Source organism: Devosia sp. SL43 (assembly GCF_021729885.1).
Lineage (GTDB): Bacteria > Pseudomonadota > Alphaproteobacteria > Rhizobiales > Devosiaceae > Devosia.
Genome location: NZ_CP063401.1, coordinates 449,364 through 470,335, shown reverse-complemented (window position 1 = coordinate 470,335; position 20,972 = coordinate 449,364). Strand labels below are relative to the sequence as shown.

Here is a 20,972-nt window from a genome sequence, read left to right as displayed (position 1 = left end):
ATCAGCTCTCCAGGATATTTGAGGCGCCGGGCATAGCCACGCGGCGGAATTCGGAATTGAAGGCAAACTCAGCGGGAATGATCCGCGGATCGTTGATCAGGCCGGTGGTGGTGGCAGTTGCCGGCGGCGTTTGAGAGGCCATCCAGCCACTGAGCAACACGCCCAGGATCACGAAGACCAGGAAGGCGATCACGGCGCGCTTGTAGGTCTCCAGCACCGGCACCGAAGCAGGGCCGGCCTTGGCTGCGATCTGGTCGAACTTCCACCAGCCGAGCGCGAAATAGGAACCCATTTTTTCGCCCTTGGGCGTTAGCTGCACGATGCGGATCGCCTGGATCACCGCGACGATCCAGGACAGTGATGCGAACAGCCCGATTACACCCGCAAGGATGAGCATGGTGGCCTCAGGCGCTGACGGTGATGTCGGTCCAGAGTTCGGACGCATCCGGCTCCGGATTCTCGGTCGCAAAGTCGGCCGCTGCCGTCACGATGGCGCGGATGTCATTTTCGATGGCCTTGAGCGTCTCTTCGGTCTGGGCGCCCGACTCGATCAGGCGAGCCTTGACCTGCTCGATCGGGTCACGCTCCTGCCGATACTTGGTCACTTCGTCCTTGGAGCGATACTTCGCCGGGTCGGACATGGAGTGACCGCGATAGCGGTAGGTCAGCATTTCGAGGATATACGGGCCCTTGCCCGAGCGGGCATGCTCGATGGCGCGCCGGGCAGCGTCATAGACCATGCGAACGTCCATGCCGTCGACCTGTTCGCCTGGAATGTCGAACGAAGCGCCGCGCTGGGAGAAATCGGTCGTCGCCGAAGCACGCTCGATCGAGGTGCCCATGGCGTATTTGTTGTTTTCGATGACAAACACGACCGGCAGCTTCCACAGCTTGGCCATGTTGAAGCTCTCGTAGACCTGGCCCTGGTTGGCCGCGCCGTCGCCGAAATAGGCCAGCGACACCGAACCGTCGCCTTTGTACTTGGCGGCGAAGGCCAGGCCCGTACCGAGCGACGCCTGGGCGCCGACAATGCCGTTGCCGCCATAGAAGCGGTGTTCGTTGGAGAACATGTGCATCGAGCCGCCCTTGCCGCGGCTGAGGCCACCTTCGCGGCCGGTCAGCTCGGCCATAACGCCCTTGGGGTCGAGGCCCATGACCAGCATGTGTCCGTGGTCGCGATAGCCGGTGATCTGGGCGTCCTTGCCCTTCTCACTGGCCATGGTGATGCCGGTGACCACGGCTTCCTGGCCGATATAGAGGTGGCAGAAGCCGCCGATCAGACCCATGCCATACATCTGGCCGGCCTTTTCCTCGAAACGCCGGATCAGCAGCATTTCGCGGTAGGCTTCGAGGTCTTGTTCCCCGGTAAACTGAGGGACATTGGATTGCGTCTTGGCCTTGGTGGCCACAGCCTTACGCGCCATGGGGAACGCTCCGCATCGAAATGGATTTGCCGCTTGGCCCGAGTTGGCCACAGTTGCGCATCATAGTGCAAGCGATGGACGGAAAGCAATGCTCCACTGGAGCGATGGGCGCCGACTAAAGCGTTGAATCCGCTTCGATAAGTTGCATTAACTCATCTGAGGCTAATTCACGGAATTTACCGGAAAGTGGTTCACCAGTATGCGGGTCGACCATGACGATCACGTCGTCCGCATTGGCCATGTTCAGCATGGCGCGTGCCCGTTCCGTGACTATATCGGGATCAAGCCGGCGGGTATCCATCAGCGTGGCACGATGTCGGTAGGCGTCGATCTCGGCCTGAAGTGCAGCCGACTTGCCCTTGAGCTGATCGATATCGAGCATGATCTGCGTGCGGTTCTCAATGCCGAACTGACCACCGATCGCTGAAAAGCCGAGATAGCCCTGAAAGCCAAGCAAAGCCACTGTAAGGGCGAGCGGGCGCCAGATAGCGGGGCGTTTGAGACGGGTGGGCATGGGCAGGACCGAGTTTGGACCAGACCACTATGAGTGAGAAGGGTTTAACATGGGGTTGCCGTGCCACGCCCTCGTGGTTCGAGGCGCTGAAGAAGCGCACCTCACCATGAGGGCTACTGTGAGGGTGGTCGCGATCGCCTCTATATACCAGTAGACCTCATGGTGAGGTGCGAGCTCTTCGCGAGCCTCGAACCACGAGGGCGTGGCACGATCCTAAATCAGCACGTAATCGATCTCGAGAAACCGCTCCACCTCGGGCATCCAGCGGTCGCGGACAAACGCCACATGGTCCGGATGATCGTTGTAGCCCGAATAAGCCGCCTGGTCGGCAAATTCCATCGAGAAGCCGAAGGCATAGTCGTTCTTGCGGCTGACCTGACGCAATTGCTCAAACTTCTCGACGCCTGGGATCGCGGCGAGGATCTTCGCATCGCGCAGGAAGGCCCCCTCCTCCGCCGAGCCGGCCGGATGCTTCAGGGTGAAGATGACGCTGTGACGGATCATTCCTGCGCTCCAATAGCTTCCGTGGCCGCAATCGCCGCCATGTTGACGATGCCGCGGCTGGTGGTGGATGGCGCCAGGATATGGGCTGGCGATTTCGGGCCCATCAGGATGGGGCCGACCGACAGGGCGTTGTTCATTTCCTTGAGCAGCGTCATCGACAGGTTGGCGGCGTCGAGGTTGGGGAAAATCAGCAGGTTGGCTTCGCCGCCCAGGATGGTGTCGGGGATGTAGCGCTCGCGCAGTTCGTGGTTGAGCGCCAGGTCGCCCTGCATTTCGCCTTCGACGATGAGGCCGGGGTCGATGGCTTTGAGCTTCTTATAGACTTCGCGCATCTTGTAGGCGCTGTCGCCATCGCGCGAGCCGAAGTTGGAGTAGCTCAGCAGCGCCACCTTGGCCTCGATATTGAAGCGCTTGAGATGGTCGCGGGCCTGCAGGGTGATGCCGACGATCTCGTCGGGCGACGGATCGATGTTCACATAGGTGTCGGCGAGGAAGAAGGCGCCGCGCGGCATGATCAGCAGAGACAGGGCGGATACGTCGGCAACGCCATCCTGCAGGCCGATCACCGAGCGGATGTCGCGGACGTGGCGGATGAAGCGGCCCTGGAGGCCGCAGATCAAGGCATCCGCGTCGCCGCGACGCACGGCGAGCGCACCGATGACCGTGGTATTGGTGCGGACCATCTGCCGAGCGGTATCGGGCGTCACGCCGTTGCGGCCGACCAGCGCGTGGAACTCGCTGACGTAGTCGCGATAACGTGGATCGTCCTCGGGGTTGATCACGTCGAAGTCGCGGCCGGGCTTAAGGCTGAGGCCGAAGCGTTCGATGCGCGCCTCGATGACCGAGGGACGGCCGATGAGGATCGGCCGGGCGATCTTTTCTTCCAGCAGCACCTGGGTAGCGCGCAGCACGCGCTCGTCTTCGCCATCGGCAAAGGCGATGCGCTTGTTCTGGCCCTGGGCGCGATCGATGATCGGCTTCATCACCAGGCCCGAGCGGAAGACGAAGCGATTGAGCCCGTCCATATAGGCGTCCCAATCTGCGATCGGCTTCTTGGCCACGCCCGATTCCATTGCTGCTCGCGCCACGGCTGGCGCGATGCGCAGGATCAGGCGCTGATCGAACGGATTGGGAATGATGTGGTCGGCCCCGAAGACGGCCGGCGCGCCTGAGGGAGAGACTTCCAAGCCCGGCTCATGCGCCAGCTTGGCGATCGCGCGGACGGCGGCCAGCTTCATCTCTTCGTTGATCGTGGTCGCGCCCACATCGAGCGCGCCGCGGAAGATGAAGGGGAAGCAGAGGACGTTGTTGACCTGGTTGGGATAGTCCGACCGACCGGTGCAAACCATGGCGTCCGGACGCGTCGCCTTGGCGACTTCGGGCATAATTTCCGGGTTCGGATTGGCCAGCGCCAGAATCAGCGGCTTGGGCGCCATCTTGGCCAGCATTTCCGGCTTCAAGGCGCCGGCAGCCGACAGACCGAGGAAGATGTCGGCGCCGTCGATCACTTCGGCCAGCGTCGTGGCGTCGCTGGTGCGGCGGAACTGGCCGCGCCACTTGTCATTCACATCGTTGCGCTTGTGGGTGACCAGGCCATCCTTATCGGCGACCCAGATATTCTCGTACTTGGCGCCGAGCGCCACGAGCACGTTGAGGCAGGCAATGGCCGCAGCCCCTGCCCCGGACGCGCAAATCTTGACGTCCTCGATCTTCTTGCCCTTGAGCTCCAGGCCGTTGAGGACGGCAGCGCCAACGATGATGGCGGTACCATGCTGGTCGTCGTGGAACACGGGAATAGGCATGCGCTCGCGCAGCGTCTCTTCGATCTCGAAGCAGTCGGGCGCGCGGATGTCTTCAAGGTTGATGCCGCCGAAGGTCGGCCAGAGTGGCGCTACGGCATCGATGAACTTCTTGGGGTCGATCTCGTCGATCTCGAGGTCGAACACGTCGATGCCGGCGAACTTCTTGAATAGGACGGCCTTGCCTTCCATCACCGGCTTGCTGGCCAGCGCGCCGATATTGCCCAGGCCGAGAACGGCCGTGCCGTTGGAGATCACTGCGACCAGGTTCTGGCGGGAGGTGTAACGTGACACCGTTTCCGGATTGGCCGCGATTTCCTCGCAGGGCGCGGCAACGCCGGGGGAATAGGCAAGCGCCAGGTCGCGCTGGTTGCCCAGCGGCTTGGTGGCCTGGATTTCGAGCTTGCCGGGCTTGGGGAACTCGTGGAAATGCAGCGCGGCTTCGCGCAGGGCTTTCCGCTGTTCATTGACGTCAGTGGACACGCAATCCTCCTAACCCGCATTCATATGATGAAAGAACAAGCGGGGGTCCGCGTTGGTGCCACCAAATTCGAGCGATGAAAAGAGCTTATGATGCCGAAAGCGACTATGCGGCCCGGCTGCCGACGACGGTTGTGGCCTCGCCGATAATCTCGTTGTCGGTGCCGATGATGGCTTCGATCCGGCTACGTGGCGCCTGGGTGGCATGCAGGGCCATGGCCAGCTCGCGGAAGGCGCCAATCTTGAGTGCCGGGGCGAAGATGAAGCCCTGGGCCTGCAGCACGCCGCGGGCTCGCAGGTAGAGCGCCTGCGCCTCGGTCTCGACGCCTTCAGCCACGATTTCGCAATCGAGATCGGTGGCCATGGCGATCAGGCCGTCGAGCACCGGAACCTGCGTCGTACCGGGTTTGACCATGTCGACGAAGACGCGGTCGATCTTGATGATGTCGCAGCCCAGCGTCGCCAGATAAGCGAGGTTGGAGTGGCCGGTGCCGGCATCGTCGAGCGCCAGGCGGCAGCCCAGAGCATGCAGGCCGGCGATCACGCTGCCGGCCACGGTCGAATTGGCCAGCGGGTGGCGCTCGGTGATTTCGAACACCAGTTGCCGGAACGAGATTTGCGAATTGCCGAAGATTGCCTGCACGTCCTCGACGATGCTGGCGTCGCGGAAGTGGCCCTCGAACAGATTGATCGAGACCTTCATCTCGGGCATCAGCTGGCAGAGATCGCCGAGATCGACCTTGACCTGCTGCATCAGCGACAGCGTCATCGGGATGGCAAGACCGGTCACCTCGGCATAGTCGATGAAGGCGCCGGGCGGGATGACCTTGCCGTTCTTTTTCTCCCAGCGGCACAGCACTTCGCAGCCTTCGAGCTGGCCGGTGCGCAGGTTGATGACAGGCTGGTAGTAGGGCTTGATCTCGCCGCGAGCGATGGCGCGTTCGAGGTCGAAGGCCGGCACGCGTGACCGGCGGACATAGTGCAGCGACAGGATGAGGAAGGCGCCGCTCATCAGGCAGGCGATGATGGTGAAGCCGACATCGAGATCGGTATAGCCGGCGCGTGCCATGGCAAAGGGCATGGCATATTCGACCTTGAGCGGCAGCTCGCCGGCAAAGCCCTGGGCATAGACGAATTCGGTCGTGGACGTGCGACGGTCAAAACCGGTCGCGTCGCCCACGGTCATGATGGCGGTGCCGTTGGTCAAGGTGACCCGCAGCATGCCGCCGGTGCCGAGGCCTTCCGCCAGTGCCGCCTCGGTTTGTCCGAGCAGGGGCACGAAAGCCGACACACGGCGCGTCTGGCCAAAGGCCTGGGTGATCTTGAGCGCCGGCATGGCCATGTCGCCCAGCTTCACGACCGTAATCGTTTCGGTGTGGCCGGGCACAGGCAGACTTTCCGACATCGGCGAATAGACGACGGTCCGGCCGAAAGCGTCGCAATATTGGACACCATCAGCGTTCTCGACCAGCACCTGCTTCATATTGAGGCTGGATTCGATTGCGACCTGCACATTGGCCACGAAAGTCGGCGTGCACAGCGACGGGCTATCCGCCAGGATGGTGCGGAGCGAGGCAATTGCGTCGTTCGCACCGATACCGATTTGCGAAGTTATCGCGCCAACGTATTGTTGTGTGGTTGTTTTCTCTCGGACGCGAACATAGGCGTCCAGCAGATAGTCCACAGCCACAATGGGCAGGAACGCCAGAATGGCGCCCAGCAGCATCAGGACATGGGAGTAGCGGGACTTCAATGAACGAATCCGAAAAGGGCCAATTTCACCCTTCATCGGTACCAATCAGCGTTTAACGGATCATTAATGCTGGTTAACCATCGGAAAACGACAGGGATTGCGAGACAGCATGGCCTATGAACTTCCCACCCGCGACTTCAAGCATCTGGTGAGCGGCCGGCGCTACGCGGTGATCAAGGCATTCAAGGATTTCGACCACGGCGAGCATCCGGTGGGCGAAAGCTGGACCTATATCGGCTCGGCCTTCCTGCCCTATGACGATGGCCTCTCGCTGTTCGTCGAGATCGGCGACAAAGAGCGGCATATCCGCATGCAGTGGCGCGACGAGGAGCAAGGGCCGATCATCGATCGGCTGCAGGACTATGTGCAGGAGGTGAGGTAGGGGGACGCTGGAGTTGCAGTCGTCTCCCTCCCCCTTGTGGGGAGGGAGCAAGGGTGGGGGTGGGCCCCCGACACCGCGTTGGCGGCGAGCCCCCCACCCGACCCCTTCGGGCCACCCTCCCCACAAGGGGGAGGGAGACGCCGACTACAAGATTTTACGACTGTACGTTCAGCCGAATGCTCAGCTCGCGCAGGGCCTTTGATGATGCCGGGCTCGGTGCGCCCATCAGCAAGTCTTCGGCCTGCTGGTTCATCGGGAAGGCCGTGATTTCGCGCAGGTTGGCGACCCCGCACAGCAGCATCACGATGCGATCGATGCCGAACGCTGCGCCGCCGTGTGGCGGAGCGCCGTACTGGAAGGCGCGATAGAGGCCGCCGAACTGCTCCTCGACCTCGTCGCGGCTTTTGCCGGTCAGTTCGAATGCCTTGACCATCAGGTCGGGCAGCTGGTTACGGATCGAGCCGGAGGCGATTTCGTAGCCGTTGCAGACGGCGTCATACTGATAGGCCTTGATCGTCAGCGGATCCTGGCTGTTCAGCGCCTCAAGCCCGCCCTGAGGCATCGAGAAGGGGTTGTGCGCGAAGTCGACGCGCTTTTCCTCTTCGCTCCACTCGTAGAACGGGAAATCGACAATCCAGCACAGGGCGAAACGTTCGGTGTCGACCACGCCGATATCGGTGCCGGCCTTGGTGCGGGCCTCGCCAGCGAACTTGTAGAACTTCTCGGGACGACCGCAGACGAAGAAGACGGCATCGCCATCCTCGAGGCCCAACTGCGCCTTGAGGGCGGCGGTACGCTCCTCGCCAATGTTCTTGGCAATCGGGCCGGAGCCCTGCCCATCCTTGAAGAAGATATAGCCCAGGCCCGGCTGGCCCTCGCCCTGCGCCCAGGCGTTCATACGATCGCAGAAGGCACGGCCGATCGGCTCGGCGCCGGCCTTGTTCTTGGCCGGGATGGCCCAGACTTCGACCTTGGAATCGGCTTCGATCTGGCCGGCGAACACCTTGAAGCCCGAACCGGCAAAGTGCTCGGTGACGGCCTGCATTTCGATCGGGTTGCGCAAGTCGGGCTTGTCCGAGCCATACTTGCGAATGGCCGTGTCATAGGGAATGCGCGGCCAGTCCTTGGTCACGGCCTTGCCTTCGGCGAACTGCTCGAAGATCGAGGTGATGACAGGCTGGGTGGTGTTCCAGACGTCTTCCTGGGTAACGAAGCTCATTTCCAGGTCGAGCTGGTAGAATTCGCCCGGCAGGCGATCGGCACGAGGGTCTTCGTCGCGGAAGCATGGCGCGATCTGGAAGTAGCGGTCGAAGCCCGCCACCATCAGCAATTGCTTATACTGCTGCGGCGCCTGCGGCAGCGCGAAGAATTTGCCGGGATGGATGCGCGACGGCACGAGGAAGTCACGCGCGCCTTCGGGCGAGGATGCCGTCAGGATCGGCGTCGAATATTCGGTAAAGCCCTGCTCGGTCATGCCATTGCGCATCGCCGCGATCACCTTGGTGCGCTTGACGATGTTGGCATGCAGCTTTTCGCGGCGCAGGTCGAGGAAGCGGTACTTGAGGCGCACGTCTTCCGGATAATCCTGATCGCCGAACACCGGCAGCGGCAATTCCTTGGCCGCGGACAGTACCTCGATCTCGCGGATGAACACCTCAACCGTGCCGGTGGGCAGGTTGGGGTTCACCGCCGCGGCGTCGCGCAGCTTCACTTCGCCGTCGATGCGAATGACCCACTCCGAACGCACCTTTTCGGCCTGCGCGAAGGCGGGCGAATCGGGATCGATGACGGCCTGGGTGATGCCGTAGTGGTCGCGCAGATCGATGAACAGCAGCCCACCATGATCGCGAATGCGATGCACCCAGCCGCTGAGGCGGACGGTTTCACCAGCTTGCGCGGCCGTCAGGGCCCCGCAGGTATGCGAGCGATAGCGATGTGAAGTCATTTGAAAGCTCTGGAAAAGGCCTGAATCTTGGGCCGGAAAAGCGCATGCGAGGCCCTGATTGTCAAGCTGAACGGCCCATCGCCACCCTGCCCGGTGCCGGCGCGGCTAACCGTGTCCAAAAGCTCAACAAATCCGGTCTGGAGCGAACCAGCTTCACCTGCTAGTAACAATATTGACGAATTTGAGACGGAATCCGGTATGGACCTCATTGTTTCCACAGATGTGCTCGCTGCCTTTTGCGAGCGCGCTGCGAAGTTCGATTTTGTGACCGTGGACACAGAGTTCCTGCGCGAAACGACGTATTGGCCCAAGCTCTGTCTCGTCCAGGTCGCGACCGACGACGAAGCTGTGCTCATCGATCCGCTGGTGCCCGGCTTTGATCTCACGCCGTTTTACGATCTGCTGGCCAACCCGAACATAACCAAGGTGTTCCACGCGGCCCGGCAGGACATCGAAATCTTCGTCAAGGCCACCGGCAAGGTACCCGTCAACATCTTCGACACCCAGATCGCTGCCAGCGTCTGCGGGTTTGGTGACAGCGTGTCCTACGACAACCTGGTGCGCGCCATCACCAATGTCGAACTCGACAAGTCATCCCGGTTCACCGACTGGTCGGCCCGGCCGCTATCCGAGAAGCAGCGGCTCTACGCCATTGCCGACGTCACCCACCTGCGCGACATCTACCGCGAGCTGCGCAAGCAGGTAGACGCGACCAAGCGCTGGGACTGGGTCGAGGACGAGCTGGGCGTGCTGCGCAGCATCGATACCTATGTGGTGCAGCCCGAGCAGGCGTGGGAACGCCTCAAGATGAAGATCAATCGCCCGCGTGACCTGGCAGCGCTCAAGAAGCTCGCCGCCTGGCGCGAGAAGCGCGCGCAGGACAGCGATCAGCCGCGCAGCCGCATTCTCAAGGACGACGTGCTGTTCGAGCTGGCCATGCAGCGCCCGTTGACAGCAGATGCCTTCGAGAAGCTCCGCGCCGTGCCGCGCGGTTTCGGCCGCAGCTCGGCAGCCGCCGATATCATGACGCTGCTGCGCGTTGTCGAGGATATGGGCAAGGCCGAATTGCCTGTTATGCCGGAACGCTATCGCGGCCCGTCACCAAAGGGTGCGGTTGGCGACCTGATCCGCGTGCTGCTGAAGTCGGTGGCCGAACAGAATGGCGTCGCCGCGCGTATCCTTGCCACATCAGACGATATCGACGCCCTGGTGCTCGACGACGAAGCCGACGTCCCTGCCCTCAAGGGCTGGCGCCGCAAGCTGTTCGGCGAGAAGGCCCTGGATATCAAGCACGGCCGCGTCGGTCTGGTCGCGACGCGCAAGGGCGTGGTGGAGTTTGCGGTGAAAGAGGCGGCAGCTGCGGCTGAATAACTACTCCGCCCGCACCTTAGCGGTCTTCAGCCCTGCCACACCGACGAACTGCTCCAGCCGGCCGCGTAGGTGCTCGCCGTCGAGAAAGGCCAGATCGCCAGGCAGGATCAGTGCGAGGTCGTTGCCGCTCACCTCGAAACGGATGCGCGGCAGGATGCCGGGCATGGCGGCGGTCATCGGATAGGCGACGCGGAACAGAGCGCCCAGCAGGCGGGCTCGCTGGGTCATTTCGGCATTGCCGAGCGGCATCAACGAGGCCGCTGACTTGCTCTTGAGGCCGTCATATCTGATAGCGATGACCTGGGCGAGGAAGGCCCGGCCGGGGTGGTCGATGCCGCTCAGCGAGCCATAGGCCACAGCGTCGACGCTTTGCGGGCCGCGGTAGTCCGGATGGGCCCGCCAGCCGATATCGGCGAGAAGGCAGGCCACAGTCCGCAGCCGGGCTTCTTCCGCCGTTTCGGTGGCCCCTGACACGGCCAAAAACTGGCCAGTGAATTCGACCAAGTCGCTACCATGGGCCGGCGAGCGGGAGCGGAGCACCGAAAGCTCCTCGGCCCCTTGGATCAGGGGGTCGATCGACTGTTCGCGATTGTCGAGAATGCCGTAGAGATAGCCCTCTCGCACGCCGAGGGCCGAAAACACCACATTGGCGAACTGGCCTGCCTTGAGGACTTCGGCCAGAACCGCGGCGCCGAATGGCACCAGCTCGCGGCGGGAGGAGCTGACATTGTCGGCACCCGGGTAGTTTTTGAGCGAACCGGCGCCCACGATGCCATTGCAAAAGCCGATCATGTCCTCTGACGACACGATGTAGTGCTGCACCATGTGCAGCGGATAGCCGCGCACGATCTGGTGCAGTTTGGCCAGCGAGCGCCAGGTACCACCGATGGCAGCAAAGGACGCGCCTTTGCCCTGTTTGGTCAGCGACGATTTTTGCAACTGTTCCCGGACTATGCCGGCCGCCTTGCTGGGCGAGCCGTTGCTGTCGTCCTGAAGGCGGATCACACCCAGCTCGAACGACTGGCCGTCCGTGTCACTGCCACCAAGGATGCTCGACAGCTCGAGGCTGCCGCCGCCCAGATCACCAACGACACCGGAGAATCCCGGAATGCCGGCCACGGCGCCAAGCGCTGCGAAATGGGCTTCTTCCTCACCGCTCAGCACCTGGACTTTGCTGTCCATCAGCGCTTCGACCGCGTCCACGAATTCCTGCCGGTTGGCGGCGTCGCGTACGGCTGACGTCGCCAGCACATAGACCTTGCCGACGCGCATCATGCGGGCCACCAGGGCAAAGCGCTTGATGGCGTTCAGGGCCTGCGCGACGTTAGCATCAGCGAGACGGCCGGTCTGGCCGACCCCGCGTCCCAAGGCGCAGGCAGACTTTTCGTTGTAGAGCGGCGTCAGCGCCCGGGCGTGGCGCTCATAGACGACCAGGCGAACCGAGTTCGAGCCGATATCGAGCACGGCGACAGGCTTGGCGCCTTTGATGCGCCCCTGTGCCGTCGGATCGGCGTCGACGCCCCAGAATTGATTCAAGCCGAACCCTCGTCACCTTCGACTCCGCCGGCGCTGCCGCGTCCGGACAGCGACGGATTGGTCATGAAGTAGTCATGCGCGTTGAAGGCCTCTTCGCCTTCGCCGATGCGCAAACGATGTGAGCTACCATCGGGCAGCACTTCCCAGCTCTGCTGGTTGTCGCGCAGATAGGCAACCAAAATCACGTCCAGGATCTGCTTGTGCACGGTCTTGTTGAGGATCGGCACCATCACTTCGACACGCCCATCCAGGTTGCGGCCCATCAGGTCGGCTGAGGAAATGTAGACCTTGGCGCGCGGGTTGGGCATGGCCTCGCCATTGCCGAAGCAGTAGATTCTGGAGTGCTCGAGGAAGCGGCCAACCACCGATTTGACCCGGATATTCTCCGAGAAACCGGGAATGCCCGGCCGCAGGCAGCAGATGCCGCGCACGATGAGATCGACCTTCACGCCGGCCTGGCTGGCGTCATAGAGCGCGTCGATCACATCGGGATCGACCAGCGAATTCATCTTGAGCAGGATGCTGGCCGGCTGACCATTGCGGGCGAATTCGATCTCGCGCGCAACGTTGTCCAGCAACGTCAGGCGCAGGTTGACCGGCGACACGGCGATGGTTTCGAGTTCGGTTGGCCGGGCATAGCCGGTGATGAAGTTGAACACACGGGCCACGTCCCGGGTGATGGCCGGGTCGATGGTGAAGTAGCTGAGGTCGGTATAGATTTTGGCGGTAATCGGGTGGTAGTTGCCGGTGCCGATATGGCAATAGCTGACCAGCTTGCCCTTTTCGCGCCGCACCACCTGGCTGAGCTTGGCGTGGGTCTTGAGTTCGATGAAGCCGAACACGACCTGCGCGCCAGCCCGCTCCAGGTCGCGGGCCCAGCGGATATTGGCCTCTTCATCGAAGCGCGCCTTGAGTTCGACGAGGCAGGTGACGGACTTACCGGCTTCGGCGGCCAACACCAGCGCCTTGATGATCGGGCTGTCGGCGGAGGTGCGGTACAGCGTCTGCTTGATGGCGACGACATCGGGGTCGCGTGCCGCCTGCATCAGGAATTGCGCCACCACGTCGAAGCTTTCAAACGGGTGGTGGACCAGGATGTCCTTAGCGCGGATGGCGGCGAAACTGTCGCCGTTGTAGTCGCGGATGCGCTCTGGGAAGCGGGCATGATAAGGCGTGAACTTCAGGTCCGGGCGGTCGACGTCGCAAATCTTGCGGGCGTCGGCGAGGCCGAGGAAGCCCTGCACCTCGAACACGTCGCCATCCTTGACGCCGAGCTGCTCAGCGATCTGGCGCTTGAGCGCGCGCGGCATCGAGCTTTCGATTTCGAGGCGGATCACCTGGCCGCGACGGCGCTGCCGCAAGGCACTCTCGAACTCCACCACGAGGTCGGCGGCTTCGTCGTCAATTTCGATTTCGCTGTCGCGGATCACCCGGAAGGCGCCGGAGCCGACCACTTCGTGGCCGGGGAACATCTTGTGGAAGAACAGCTTGACCAGCGTGTCGATGGTCACCACCTCGCTGCGGCCTTCCGATACCAGCCCGCCGGGCAGGTTGATGAAGCGGTCGAGGTTGCCGGGGATGCGGACCAGGGCCGTCAACGGAATATCGTTATCCGGGCGACGCAGCTCGAAGGCGAGTGCGAGACCCAGATTGGGGATGAACGGGAATGGATGCGCTGGATCGACGGCAATGGGAGTCAGCACCGGGAAGATTTCTTCGCGGAACAGCTTCTGCAGGTAGTTCACCTGATCCGGCGTCAGGTCGTCGGCCTCGTGGATCACCACGTTCTGGGCGAACAGCTCTTCGCGCAGGTCCTGCCAGTGGTCCTGCTGCTCGAGTTGCAGGTGCTGGGCCAGGGTGGCGATTTCCTCGAGCTGCTCGGCGGGCGACAGGCCGTCGGCGCTCTGCTTGGTGAGCCCGGCGCGCACCTGGCCCTTCAGGCCCGCGACGCGGACCATGTAGAATTCGTCCAGATTGTTGGCCGATATCGAGACGAAGCGTAGCCGCTCCAGCAGCGGATGGTGTTCGTTGCCCGCCTCTTCCAGCACGCGCATGTTGAATTGCAGCCAGCTCACCTCACGATTGACGAAGCGCGCCGGGCTCTTGCGCAAGGCTTCGATATCGGGGACCGAAACGTCGGTCTCGCTGAACTCGCTCATTTCATTCATCGTCTTCGATATCCCAATCCTGTTGGCCGCTCGCTTCGCCGCGATCGGCGCGGCGGCGATCCAGAGCGTGTGCGGCAATGCTGCGGGTGATGGCGGTGCCCTTGCCCAGAGCCAGCCGGTCCATGAGGTCGGCCAGCAGCACGACTTCCTCGGCGGAGCGCTCCATGCGCGCCACCAGATAGCCGATGATCTTGGGATCGACCCTGATCTGCCGGTCCCCGAACAGTTTCACGAACATCTGTGACAATTGAATGTCGTCCGTCAGCTCCAGGGTGAACGCGGTCGCCCGCCGGGCCCGCGAGCGCACATCATCGGTCGCCAGCGGCCAATTCGCAACGTCTTCTCGCGCCGTCAGCAGGATCGGGCGTCCGTCGCGCAACGATTGGTTGAGCAGGTGGAACAGGCCGGCCTCGTCATAGTCGAGCCGATCTACGTCCTCGACGATCACGGGCCCCTGCCCGCCCTGCGTCGCCAGGGTTTCAAGATCGTCGATGCCGGCAAAGCCAGCGCCGCTGCGATCGGCGAAAATGCGGGCCAGATGCGATTTGCCCGACTTCGCCGGCCCGACCAGCAGCGTCACGGGTTCCGACCAGTGGGGAAACGCGAGAATACGGCCATGGGCGAGCGCATTGCCCTCGCCGACCATGAAGTCGGCCTCGCCATGGGCAGGTGTGTGGCCAAGTTCGAAGACCAGCTGGCCCTTGTGGCCGTCGCCCTCAGGCTGCGTTGGCGTCGCCACCGGGACCACCATTCTGCCCAAGATAGAGCGTGCTGGCCTTGTATTTGGCCACGCCATAACGCACCAGCACGCCGACAATGGCGGCCAGCGGCACGGCCAGCAGCAGGCCGACAAAGCCGAACAATGCGCCGAAGGCGAGCAAGGCGAACATCAGCCAGACCGGGTTGATGTTGATCGAGCCGCCGACCAGTTTGGGATAGAGGATATTGCCCTCGATGAACTGCCAGCCCAGGAAAATGCCGCAGACGGCCACGACCATCCAGTAGTTGGGCCAGAACTGCACGATGGCGATACCGAGCGACAGTGCGAAGCCGACCACGAAGCCGACATAGGGGATGAAGCTCAGCAGCCCGGCGATCAGGCCGACGGCGAGTCCGAAGTTGAGACCGATCAGGCTCAGCGCCGTGGCGTAGAAGGCCGCATCAATCAGCAGCACACCGCCCTGCCCGCGGATCACACCGGCCATCGACTTGTCGATGTCGTTGAGGATCTGGTTTATTTCACCACGCGAGTCGCGCGGCAGCAGGCCTTGCAGGCCGCGCACCATGCCTTCCCAATCAAGCAGCAGGTAGAAGGCGACGACGGGGGTCAGGAGCGTGAAGCCGATCACGCCGGCCCCCGTGAGCCCGATATTGACCAGTTCGGCCGGCAGCGTAGCGATGAAGCCAAGCGCCTGGCTGGCCATGCCACTGATGCTGGCTTGCAGTTGCGCCGCGCGCTCGGGTCCGAGCCATTCGTTGATCTCTGGCGACCAGACGACCACCAGTTCCTGCAAATCGGTCACATAGCCGGGCAGCCGCTGGATCAGGCCGATGATCTGCTGGCCGATCAACGGAACGAACATGAAGAACAGGCTGACGACGATGGTGATGACGCTCAGCAGCACGACCGCGGTCGCCCAGCCGCGATTAAATCGCCATTTCTGTAGCTGATTGACCAGCGGGTTGAGCAGGTAAGCCAATGCCGCCCCGACCACGAATGGCAGCAGGATGCCGCGGAACAGCCACAGCAGCAGAATGAGCACCACGAGGAACGCGGTCCAGATCAGCACTTGATTTCGTAGTGTCATGGTGCCTGGCGGGCCTTGCGTCGGTGTGGTGGAGAAGCTATCAGGCCGTCTAGCTTCCGGCTCCGGAGTTGGCAACCGCCTTGGTCTTCCGGTCGAGGCTTTGCGCACGCTTTCCCCAATATGGTCCGAGGCCAATGTCCGATCCGCAAAACCTGACATCAAACGGGCTCTCATACAAGCAGGCCGGCGTCGACATCGATGCTGGTAATGCACTTGTAGAAGCGATCAAGCCGGCAGTTCGTTCCACGCGCCGACCCGGCGCCGATGGAGAAATCGGCGGCTTCGGCGGTCTGTTCGATCTCAGGGCGGCCGGCTTCACCGATCCTGTGCTGGTCGCGGCCAATGACGGCGTCGGCACGAAGCTCAAGATCGCCATCGATACGGGCAATCACTCGACCATCGGGCAGGACCTGGTGGCGATGTGCGTCAATGACATCATCGTGCAAGGCGCCGAGCCGCTGTTCTTCCTCGACTACTTCGCTACCGGCAAGCTGGACGTCGAACAGGGCACCGCCATCGTATCCGGCATTGCCGAAGGCTGCCGTATTGCCGGCTGCGCGCTGATTGGTGGCGAAACCGCCGAAATGCCAGGCATGTATCACGGCAAGGATTATGACCTGGCGGGCTTCGCGGTTGGCGCGGCCGAGCGCGGCACCCTCCTGCCCCGCCCCGATATCGCCGCAGGCGACACGCTGGTCGCCATCGCGTCGTCGGGCGTGCATTCGAACGGCTACTCCCTGGTACGCAAGATCGTCGAGCTCAGCGGTCTCGACTGGTTCATGGATGCGCCCTTCCAGCCGGGCACGGCTTTGTCCGAGGCCCTGCTGACGCCAACCCGCATCTATGTGAAGCCGCTGCTCTCGGCCCTCAAGGCCGGCATCGGCATCAAGGCGCTGGCCCATATCACCGGCGGTGGCTTCATCGACAATATTCCGCGCGTGCTGCCCGACGAATTGGCGGCACATGTCGATCTCAATGCCGTCACCGTGCCCAAGGTCTTCGGCTGGCTTGCCCATGTCGGCGGCATGACCGAGCGCGAAATGCTGCGCACCTTCAACTGCGGCGTCGGCATGCTGGTGGCCGTGGCGCCCGATGATGCGCAGACGCTGGTGGATCATCTCAATGCCGCCGGGGAAATCGCCTCGGTGGTTGGCTCGCTCACCGTGCGCAGCGGCGAACCTGTAACCTTCGAAGGCAAGCTGGCGCTGTGAGCCGCAAACGCGTCGCCATCCTGATCTCTGGTCGCGGCTCGAATATGCAAGCCCTGATCGAGGCCGCCAAGGCATCCGACTATCCGGCAGAGATCGTTGGTGTCTTCTCCAACAGGGCCGCTGCACCGGGCCTGGCCATTGCTGCCAGTCATGGCATCGCCACAGCCTCCCTCGCCCAGAGCAAATTCCCCAGCCGCGACATGTTCGAGGATGTCATGACCCAGACGCTGGAGAGCTGGGACGCCGAGATCGTCTGCTTTGCCGGTTTCATGCGCATTCTGGGCAATGACTTCATCGACCACTGGCTGGGTCGGATGATCAACATCCACCCCTCGCTGCTGCCGCTCTACAAGGGCCTGCACCCGCATCAGCAGGCGCTTGACGATGGCGCCGTCGAACACGGCTGCTCGGTGCACTTCGTGACGCATGGCATGGACGAAGGCCCGGTAATCCTGCAGGCCAAGGTGCCTGTCCTTCCCGGTGACGATGCAGAATCTCTGGCCGCGCGGACGCTGGTCGCGGAGCATCAGCTTTATCCCGAGGCCCTGCGGATGCTGGCCGCGGGCGAGATCAACTACGCCTGACATCACCAGATTTGATCGAACCCATCGTCAAAATCGGTTCGACCTTTGTTCTCATCAGGCGTAGCGTCCCGGCTCAACTCGGGAGTCTCCCATGGATCGTCGCGACTGGTTCTGGATCATCTTTCTTGGCGCCATCTGGGGCTGCTCGTTCATCTTCAATGCCGTGCTGATCCGCGAGATCGGGCCGCTCTGGGTCACCTCCTTTCGCGTCGGCATCGGTGCGGTCGGCTGCTGGGCGGTCATGGTGGCGCTGCGCAAGCCCATCCCGCGCCATCCAGTGCTGTGGCTCAAGCTCGGCGCGCTGGGCGTCTTGGCCTATGCCATCCCCTTTGCGCTGTTCCCGCTGGCCCAGGCCAACCTCGCCAGCGGCGTCGCCGCGATCATCAATGCCCTGACCCCGATCATGACCGTTATCGTCAGTCATTTCTGGGTCGGCGGCGAGAAGGCCAGCCGCATCAAGAGTGCCGGTGTCGCGGTCGGCTTTGTCGGCGCTGCGATTCTCGCTTCGCCCGCGCTGACCTCGGGTGGACAGTCGCAGCTCTGGGCCGTCGGTGCGTGCCTGCTGGCGACTCTCTGCTACGCCCTATCGCTCAACATCACCCGCAGCTTCAAGGCGATCGAGCCCACCGCCCTAGCCGCAATCGCGCTGACCGGGGCGGCTATCGTGGCCATTCCGGTCGCCTTCATCACCGAAGGTACGCCGATCATGGTGCGCCCGGAAACCTGGCTGGCCGCCGCTGCCATTGGCCTGGTGTCGACCGCCTTCACGTTCCAGATCATGTACCGCATCCTGCCGCGCGTCGGCGCCACCAACTTTGCCACGACCACCTTCATCGCCCCGATCTCGGCGGTCATCCTCGGCGTGACGATCCTGCGGGAAACCGTGCTGCCGATCCAGATCCTGGGGATGTTCGTGATCTTTGCCGGCCTGCTGCTGATCGACGGCCGTATCGGCAAGCTCTGGCGCCGCGCCGCAGCCTGAGCGGAACAGACGGCCCTATGGGGCGTTCCTGATGCGAAGGAGCGTCCCATGAGCCAAGAGCCCAATCGGCCCGATATCGATCCGCGTCCGATCCCTGAAATCGTACCGCAGCCCGAACCGTCACAGCCACAGCCGGTCGATCCAGTGCCACCGCAGCCGCAGGAACTACCCGACACGCCGCAACCGGTGGAAGACCCAACGCCGGGGCAGCCCGCACCGGTTCCGGGGCCGGGTTCTGACCAGCCCCCAACGCGGATGTGAAAACCAGAACGGCGCCCTGTGGCGCCGTTCTTTTGACTACTCGATGCCGAGTTTCTTCTTCATCAGGTCGTTCAGCGCCTGTGGGTTGGCCTTGCCGCCAGAGGCTTTCATGGCCTGGCCAACGAACCAGCCGATCATGGTCGGCTTGGCCAGAACCTTGGCAACCTGGTCGGGATTAGCGGCGATGATCTCGTCGACAATGGCCTCGATGGCGCCCATGTCGGTCACCTGCTTCATGCCGCGACGCTCGACGATCTCTGCCGGCTCGCCCTCGGGCTCCTCAGCGATGATCACCTGCAGCAGGTCCTTGGCGCCCTTGGACGAAATCGTCCCCGCGGCAACGAGGTCGACGATGCCAGCGATCTGGCTCGGCTTGAGGTGCGTTTCCCACACAGCCAGGCCCTGGCTGTTGGCAAAGGCCGCCACGTCGGCATTGAGGATGTTGGCCACGGCCTTGCCGTCGCGCTTGTTGCCGCCGAAGGCGACGCAGGACTCGTAATAATCCGCCGTTTCGCGATCGAGCGTCAGCACCATGGCGTCGTAGGCGGTGACGCCGTAGTCGGCAACGAAGCGGGCCTTCTTCTCGTCCGGCAGTTCCGGCAGGCCCTCTGCCAGTTTGGCAACAAACGCGTCGTCGAATTCGAGTGGCAGCAGGTCCGGATCGGGGAAGTAGCGATAGTCATGCGCTTCTTCCTTGGAGCGCATCGAGCGCGTTTCGCCGGTCTTGGGATCGTAGAGGCGAGTTTCCTGGTCGATGCTGCCGCCATCTTCGAGGATATCGATCTGGCGGCGAGCTTCGTATTCGATGGCCTGACCGGCAAAACGGATCGAGTTGACGTTCTTGATCTCGCAGCGCGTACCAAATTCACCGCCCGGTTTGCGGACCGAGACATTGACGTCGGCGCGCATGGAGCCCTGCTCCATGTTGCCGTCACAGGTGCCTAGGTAGCGCAGGATGGTGCGAAGCTTACCCAGATATTCCTTGGCTTCCTCGGACGAGCGCAGATCGGGCTTGCTGACGATTTCCATCAGCGCCACGCCGGAACGGTTGAGGTCGACGAAGCTCATGTTCGGGTGCTGGTCGTGGATCGACTTGCCGGCATCCTGTTCGAGGTGAAGGCGCTCGATGCCGATTTCGATCTGCCCTTCGGGCATGTCGAGCAGCACGATGCCCTCGCCGACGATCGGGTCCTTGAACTGGCTGATCTGGTAGCCCTGCGGCAGGTCCGGATAGAAGTAGTTCTTGCGATCGAACACGCTGCGCTTGTTGATCTGCGCCTTGAGGCCCAGCCCCGTCCGCACGGCCTGGCGCACGCATTCCTCGTTGATGGTGGGCAGCATGCCGGGCATGGCCGCATCGACGAAAGAAACGTTGGAATTGGGCGGATTGCCGAACTCGGTCGACGAGCCGGAGAACAGCTTGCTCTCGGACGTCACCTGCGCGTGAACTTCCATGCCGATGATGACTTCCCAGTCACCGGTCGAGCCAGCGATGAAGCTCTTGGGATTGGGCGTGCGCGTGTCGATGAGGGTCAATTGGACGTCCTGAGGCGAGGCAAGGTTGAGTAAGTGCTTACTTATGAGCGGCGCGCGATGCAATGCCCAACCACCGTGCGTCACCCTCGGGCTTGACCCGAGGGGTCTACACTTGCGGTGCGTTCATAAGTGAAGAGCCCTCGGGTCAGGCCCGAGGGTGACGACCGTGTTTGTTAAGACGACTAATCCTCGTCGTCGATATCGCCCTCAAACGGCATCAGCTGCTTTTCCAGGTGCACGCTCATGAAGGGCTCGTGCGCCGCGCGGCCGTCGGGCCGCAGCGCCAGGATTCGATAGCCTTGTTTCTCGTAGAACCGCACAGCCCGCACGTTGTCGGCCGGCGTTTCGAGATGCACGCGGTCGGCGCCTTCCAGTTCCAGTATCGATTCCATGCGCCGCAGCAGCATCGAGCCGAGGCCGTGGCCCTGCAGTTCCGGCATGACGAAGAGGAACGGAATATAGGCACGCCGCGACGAGCGCGAACACCAGGCGACGACAATGCCGTCGACCTCGGCTACGATGATCCGGCTCAGCGTCTCGCTCACCGCTTGTGCCAGCCGGCGCTGCTCGGCTTCCTTGACACCCGCCTGCTCGGTCAGCAGCGGATAGATGCCGCTTTCCCAGGCGCGGTAGGCGATATCGGCGAGGCGGCGGGCATCGGATGTTTCCGCCTTGCGAATGGAAATGCCTGGCATGCTGGGCCTCCTTGGCCCA

19 protein-coding genes are annotated in these 20,972 nt (G+C 62.8%); 6 read left to right on the top strand and 13 right to left on the bottom strand.

The features are described 5' to 3' along the window. Position 1: 1 nt before the first annotated feature. The 6 genes from IM737_RS02315 to IM737_RS02290 all read right to left on the bottom strand — a co-directional run bounded on the left by IM737_RS02315 (position 2) and on the right by IM737_RS02290 (position 6,474). On the bottom strand, positions 2 to 397 hold the full coding sequence (locus IM737_RS02315) for a hypothetical protein (protein WP_236898011.1): 396 nt from the start codon (positions 395 to 397) through the stop codon (positions 2 to 4). A 7-nt stretch (positions 398 to 404) separates the two neighbouring features. After that, positions 405 to 1,424: a pyruvate dehydrogenase (acetyl-transferring) E1 component subunit alpha gene (gene pdhA, locus IM737_RS02310; RefSeq protein ID WP_236898010.1), complete on the bottom strand. Its 1,020-nt coding sequence runs from the start codon at positions 1,422 to 1,424 to the stop codon at positions 405 to 407. Between the two features lie 115 nt (positions 1,425 to 1,539). Next, positions 1,540 to 1,938: an FtsB family cell division protein gene (locus IM737_RS02305; protein ID WP_236898008.1), complete on the bottom strand. Its 399-nt coding sequence runs from the start codon at positions 1,936 to 1,938 to the stop codon at positions 1,540 to 1,542. Between the two features lie 213 nt (positions 1,939 to 2,151). Beyond that, positions 2,152 to 2,442, bottom strand: coding sequence for a Dabb family protein (locus tag IM737_RS02300; RefSeq protein ID WP_236898006.1), 291 nt, complete (start codon positions 2,440 to 2,442; stop codon positions 2,152 to 2,154). Beyond that, entirely contained in the window at positions 2,439 to 4,724 is a 2,286-nt protein-coding gene (locus IM737_RS02295) for an NADP-dependent malic enzyme (protein WP_236898004.1), read from the bottom strand. The genes IM737_RS02300 and IM737_RS02295 overlap by 4 nt, the downstream gene beginning before the upstream one ends. 103 nt (positions 4,725 to 4,827) lie before the next feature. Then, complete coding sequence (locus IM737_RS02290; protein ID WP_236898002.1) at positions 4,828 to 6,474, bottom strand: EAL domain-containing protein; 1,647 nt, start codon at positions 6,472 to 6,474, stop codon at positions 4,828 to 4,830. 109 nt (positions 6,475 to 6,583) lie between these two features. Here IM737_RS02290 and IM737_RS02285 point away from each other — a divergent pair, with 109 nt between their 5' ends. Further along, positions 6,584 to 6,856: a DUF3601 domain-containing protein gene (locus IM737_RS02285; protein ID WP_236898000.1), complete on the top strand. Its 273-nt coding sequence runs from the start codon at positions 6,584 to 6,586 to the stop codon at positions 6,854 to 6,856. Between the two features lie 154 nt (positions 6,857 to 7,010). Here the strand turns inward: IM737_RS02285 and aspS are convergent, their stop codons facing one another. Then, the gene (gene aspS / locus IM737_RS02280; RefSeq protein WP_236897998.1) at positions 7,011 to 8,801 is read right to left on the bottom strand and encodes an aspartate--tRNA ligase; all 1,791 of its coding nucleotides are present in this window, start codon (positions 8,799 to 8,801) and stop codon (positions 7,011 to 7,013) included. Positions 8,802 to 8,999: 198 nt separating this feature from the next. On the opposite strand from aspS, the gene rnd reads away from it, so the two are divergent. Then, a complete protein-coding gene (gene rnd / locus IM737_RS02275) occupies positions 9,000 to 10,172 on the top strand; it encodes a ribonuclease D (RefSeq protein WP_236897996.1) in 1,173 nt (390 codons plus the stop codon). Here the strand turns inward: rnd and IM737_RS02270 are convergent, their stop codons facing one another. The 4 genes from IM737_RS02270 to IM737_RS02255 are packed head-to-tail and all read right to left on the bottom strand — an operon-like array spanning position 10,173 to position 15,666. Next, complete coding sequence (locus IM737_RS02270; RefSeq protein ID WP_236897994.1) at positions 10,173 to 11,708, bottom strand: Ppx/GppA phosphatase family protein; 1,536 nt, start codon at positions 11,706 to 11,708, stop codon at positions 10,173 to 10,175. It abuts the gene before it with no gap. Next, positions 11,705 to 13,876 carry an RNA degradosome polyphosphate kinase gene (locus IM737_RS02265; protein ID WP_442874161.1) on the bottom strand — a complete coding sequence of 724 codons (2,172 nt, stop codon included), beginning with the start codon at positions 13,874 to 13,876 and terminating at the stop codon, positions 11,705 to 11,707. Before IM737_RS02265 ends, IM737_RS02270 begins: the two co-directional genes overlap by 4 nt. After that, positions 13,869 to 14,615 carry a hypothetical protein gene (locus tag IM737_RS02260; protein ID WP_236897990.1) on the bottom strand — a complete coding sequence of 249 codons (747 nt, stop codon included), beginning with the start codon at positions 14,613 to 14,615 and terminating at the stop codon, positions 13,869 to 13,871. The genes IM737_RS02265 and IM737_RS02260 overlap by 8 nt, the downstream gene beginning before the upstream one ends. Continuing rightward, the gene (locus IM737_RS02255; RefSeq protein ID WP_236897988.1) at positions 14,593 to 15,666 is read right to left on the bottom strand and encodes an AI-2E family transporter; all 1,074 of its coding nucleotides are present in this window, start codon (positions 15,664 to 15,666) and stop codon (positions 14,593 to 14,595) included. The genes IM737_RS02260 and IM737_RS02255 overlap by 23 nt, the downstream gene beginning before the upstream one ends. Positions 15,667 to 15,818: 152 nt before the next feature. Here IM737_RS02255 and purM point away from each other — a divergent pair, with 152 nt between their 5' ends. From purM to IM737_RS02235, 4 genes are all read left to right on the top strand, one after another. Further along, entirely contained in the window at positions 15,819 to 16,895 is a 1,077-nt protein-coding gene (gene purM, locus IM737_RS02250) for a phosphoribosylformylglycinamidine cyclo-ligase (RefSeq protein WP_236897986.1), read from the top strand. A gap of 44 nt (positions 16,896 to 16,939) precedes the next feature. Continuing rightward, complete coding sequence (gene purN / locus IM737_RS02245; protein ID WP_442874185.1) at positions 16,940 to 17,479, top strand: phosphoribosylglycinamide formyltransferase; 540 nt, start codon at positions 16,940 to 16,942, stop codon at positions 17,477 to 17,479. A 91-nt stretch (positions 17,480 to 17,570) separates the two neighbouring features. Beyond that, positions 17,571 to 18,461: a DMT family transporter gene (locus IM737_RS02240; RefSeq protein ID WP_236897981.1), complete on the top strand. Its 891-nt coding sequence runs from the start codon at positions 17,571 to 17,573 to the stop codon at positions 18,459 to 18,461. A 48-nt stretch (positions 18,462 to 18,509) separates the two neighbouring features. Then, the gene (locus IM737_RS02235) at positions 18,510 to 18,722 is read left to right on the top strand and encodes a hypothetical protein (RefSeq protein WP_236897979.1); all 213 of its coding nucleotides are present in this window, start codon (positions 18,510 to 18,512) and stop codon (positions 18,720 to 18,722) included. 36 nt (positions 18,723 to 18,758) lie between these two features. On the opposite strand, the gene gatB is transcribed toward IM737_RS02235, so the two are convergent. Both gatB and IM737_RS02225 read right to left on the bottom strand, forming a co-directional pair. Beyond that, the gene (gene gatB / locus IM737_RS02230) at positions 18,759 to 20,258 is read right to left on the bottom strand and encodes an Asp-tRNA(Asn)/Glu-tRNA(Gln) amidotransferase subunit GatB (RefSeq protein WP_236897977.1); all 1,500 of its coding nucleotides are present in this window, start codon (positions 20,256 to 20,258) and stop codon (positions 18,759 to 18,761) included. 182 nt (positions 20,259 to 20,440) lie between these two features. Further along, positions 20,441 to 20,953 (bottom strand): GNAT family N-acetyltransferase, encoded by a 513-nt coding sequence (locus tag IM737_RS02225; RefSeq protein ID WP_236897976.1) that lies wholly within the window; start codon positions 20,951 to 20,953, stop codon positions 20,441 to 20,443. Positions 20,954 to 20,972: the final 19 nt, after the last annotated feature.

Bases quoted from the DNA above. Each gene is read 5' to 3' on its own strand.
- IM737_RS02285 (WP_236898000.1), top strand. From the start codon at position 6,584: ATGGCCTATGAACTTCCCACCCGCGACTTCAAGCATCTGGTGAGCGGC.
- IM737_RS02240 (WP_236897981.1), top strand. From the start codon at position 17,571: ATGGATCGTCGCGACTGGTTCTGGATCATCTTTCTTGGCGCCATCTGG.
- purM (WP_236897986.1), top strand. From the start codon at position 15,819: ATGTCCGATCCGCAAAACCTGACATCAAACGGGCTCTCATACAAGCAG.
- rnd (WP_236897996.1), top strand. From the start codon at position 9,000: ATGGACCTCATTGTTTCCACAGATGTGCTCGCTGCCTTTTGCGAGCGC.
- IM737_RS02265 (WP_442874161.1), bottom strand. From the start codon at position 13,876: ATGAATGAAATGAGCGAGTTCAGCGAGACCGACGTTTCGGTCCCCGAT.
- IM737_RS02305 (WP_236898008.1), bottom strand. From the start codon at position 1,938: ATGCCCACCCGTCTCAAACGCCCCGCTATCTGGCGCCCGCTCGCCCTT.
- pdhA (WP_236898010.1), bottom strand. From the start codon at position 1,424: ATGGCGCGTAAGGCTGTGGCCACCAAGGCCAAGACGCAATCCAATGTC.
- IM737_RS02315 (WP_236898011.1), bottom strand. From the start codon at position 397: ATGCTCATCCTTGCGGGTGTAATCGGGCTGTTCGCATCACTGTCCTGG.
- aspS (WP_236897998.1), bottom strand. From the start codon at position 8,801: ATGACTTCACATCGCTATCGCTCGCATACCTGCGGGGCCCTGACGGCC.
- IM737_RS02225 (WP_236897976.1), bottom strand. From the start codon at position 20,953: ATGCCAGGCATTTCCATTCGCAAGGCGGAAACATCCGATGCCCGCCGC.
- purN (WP_442874185.1), top strand. From the start codon at position 16,940: ATGCAAGCCCTGATCGAGGCCGCCAAGGCATCCGACTATCCGGCAGAG.
- IM737_RS02300 (WP_236898006.1), bottom strand. From the start codon at position 2,442: ATGATCCGTCACAGCGTCATCTTCACCCTGAAGCATCCGGCCGGCTCG.
- IM737_RS02235 (WP_236897979.1), top strand. From the start codon at position 18,510: ATGAGCCAAGAGCCCAATCGGCCCGATATCGATCCGCGTCCGATCCCT.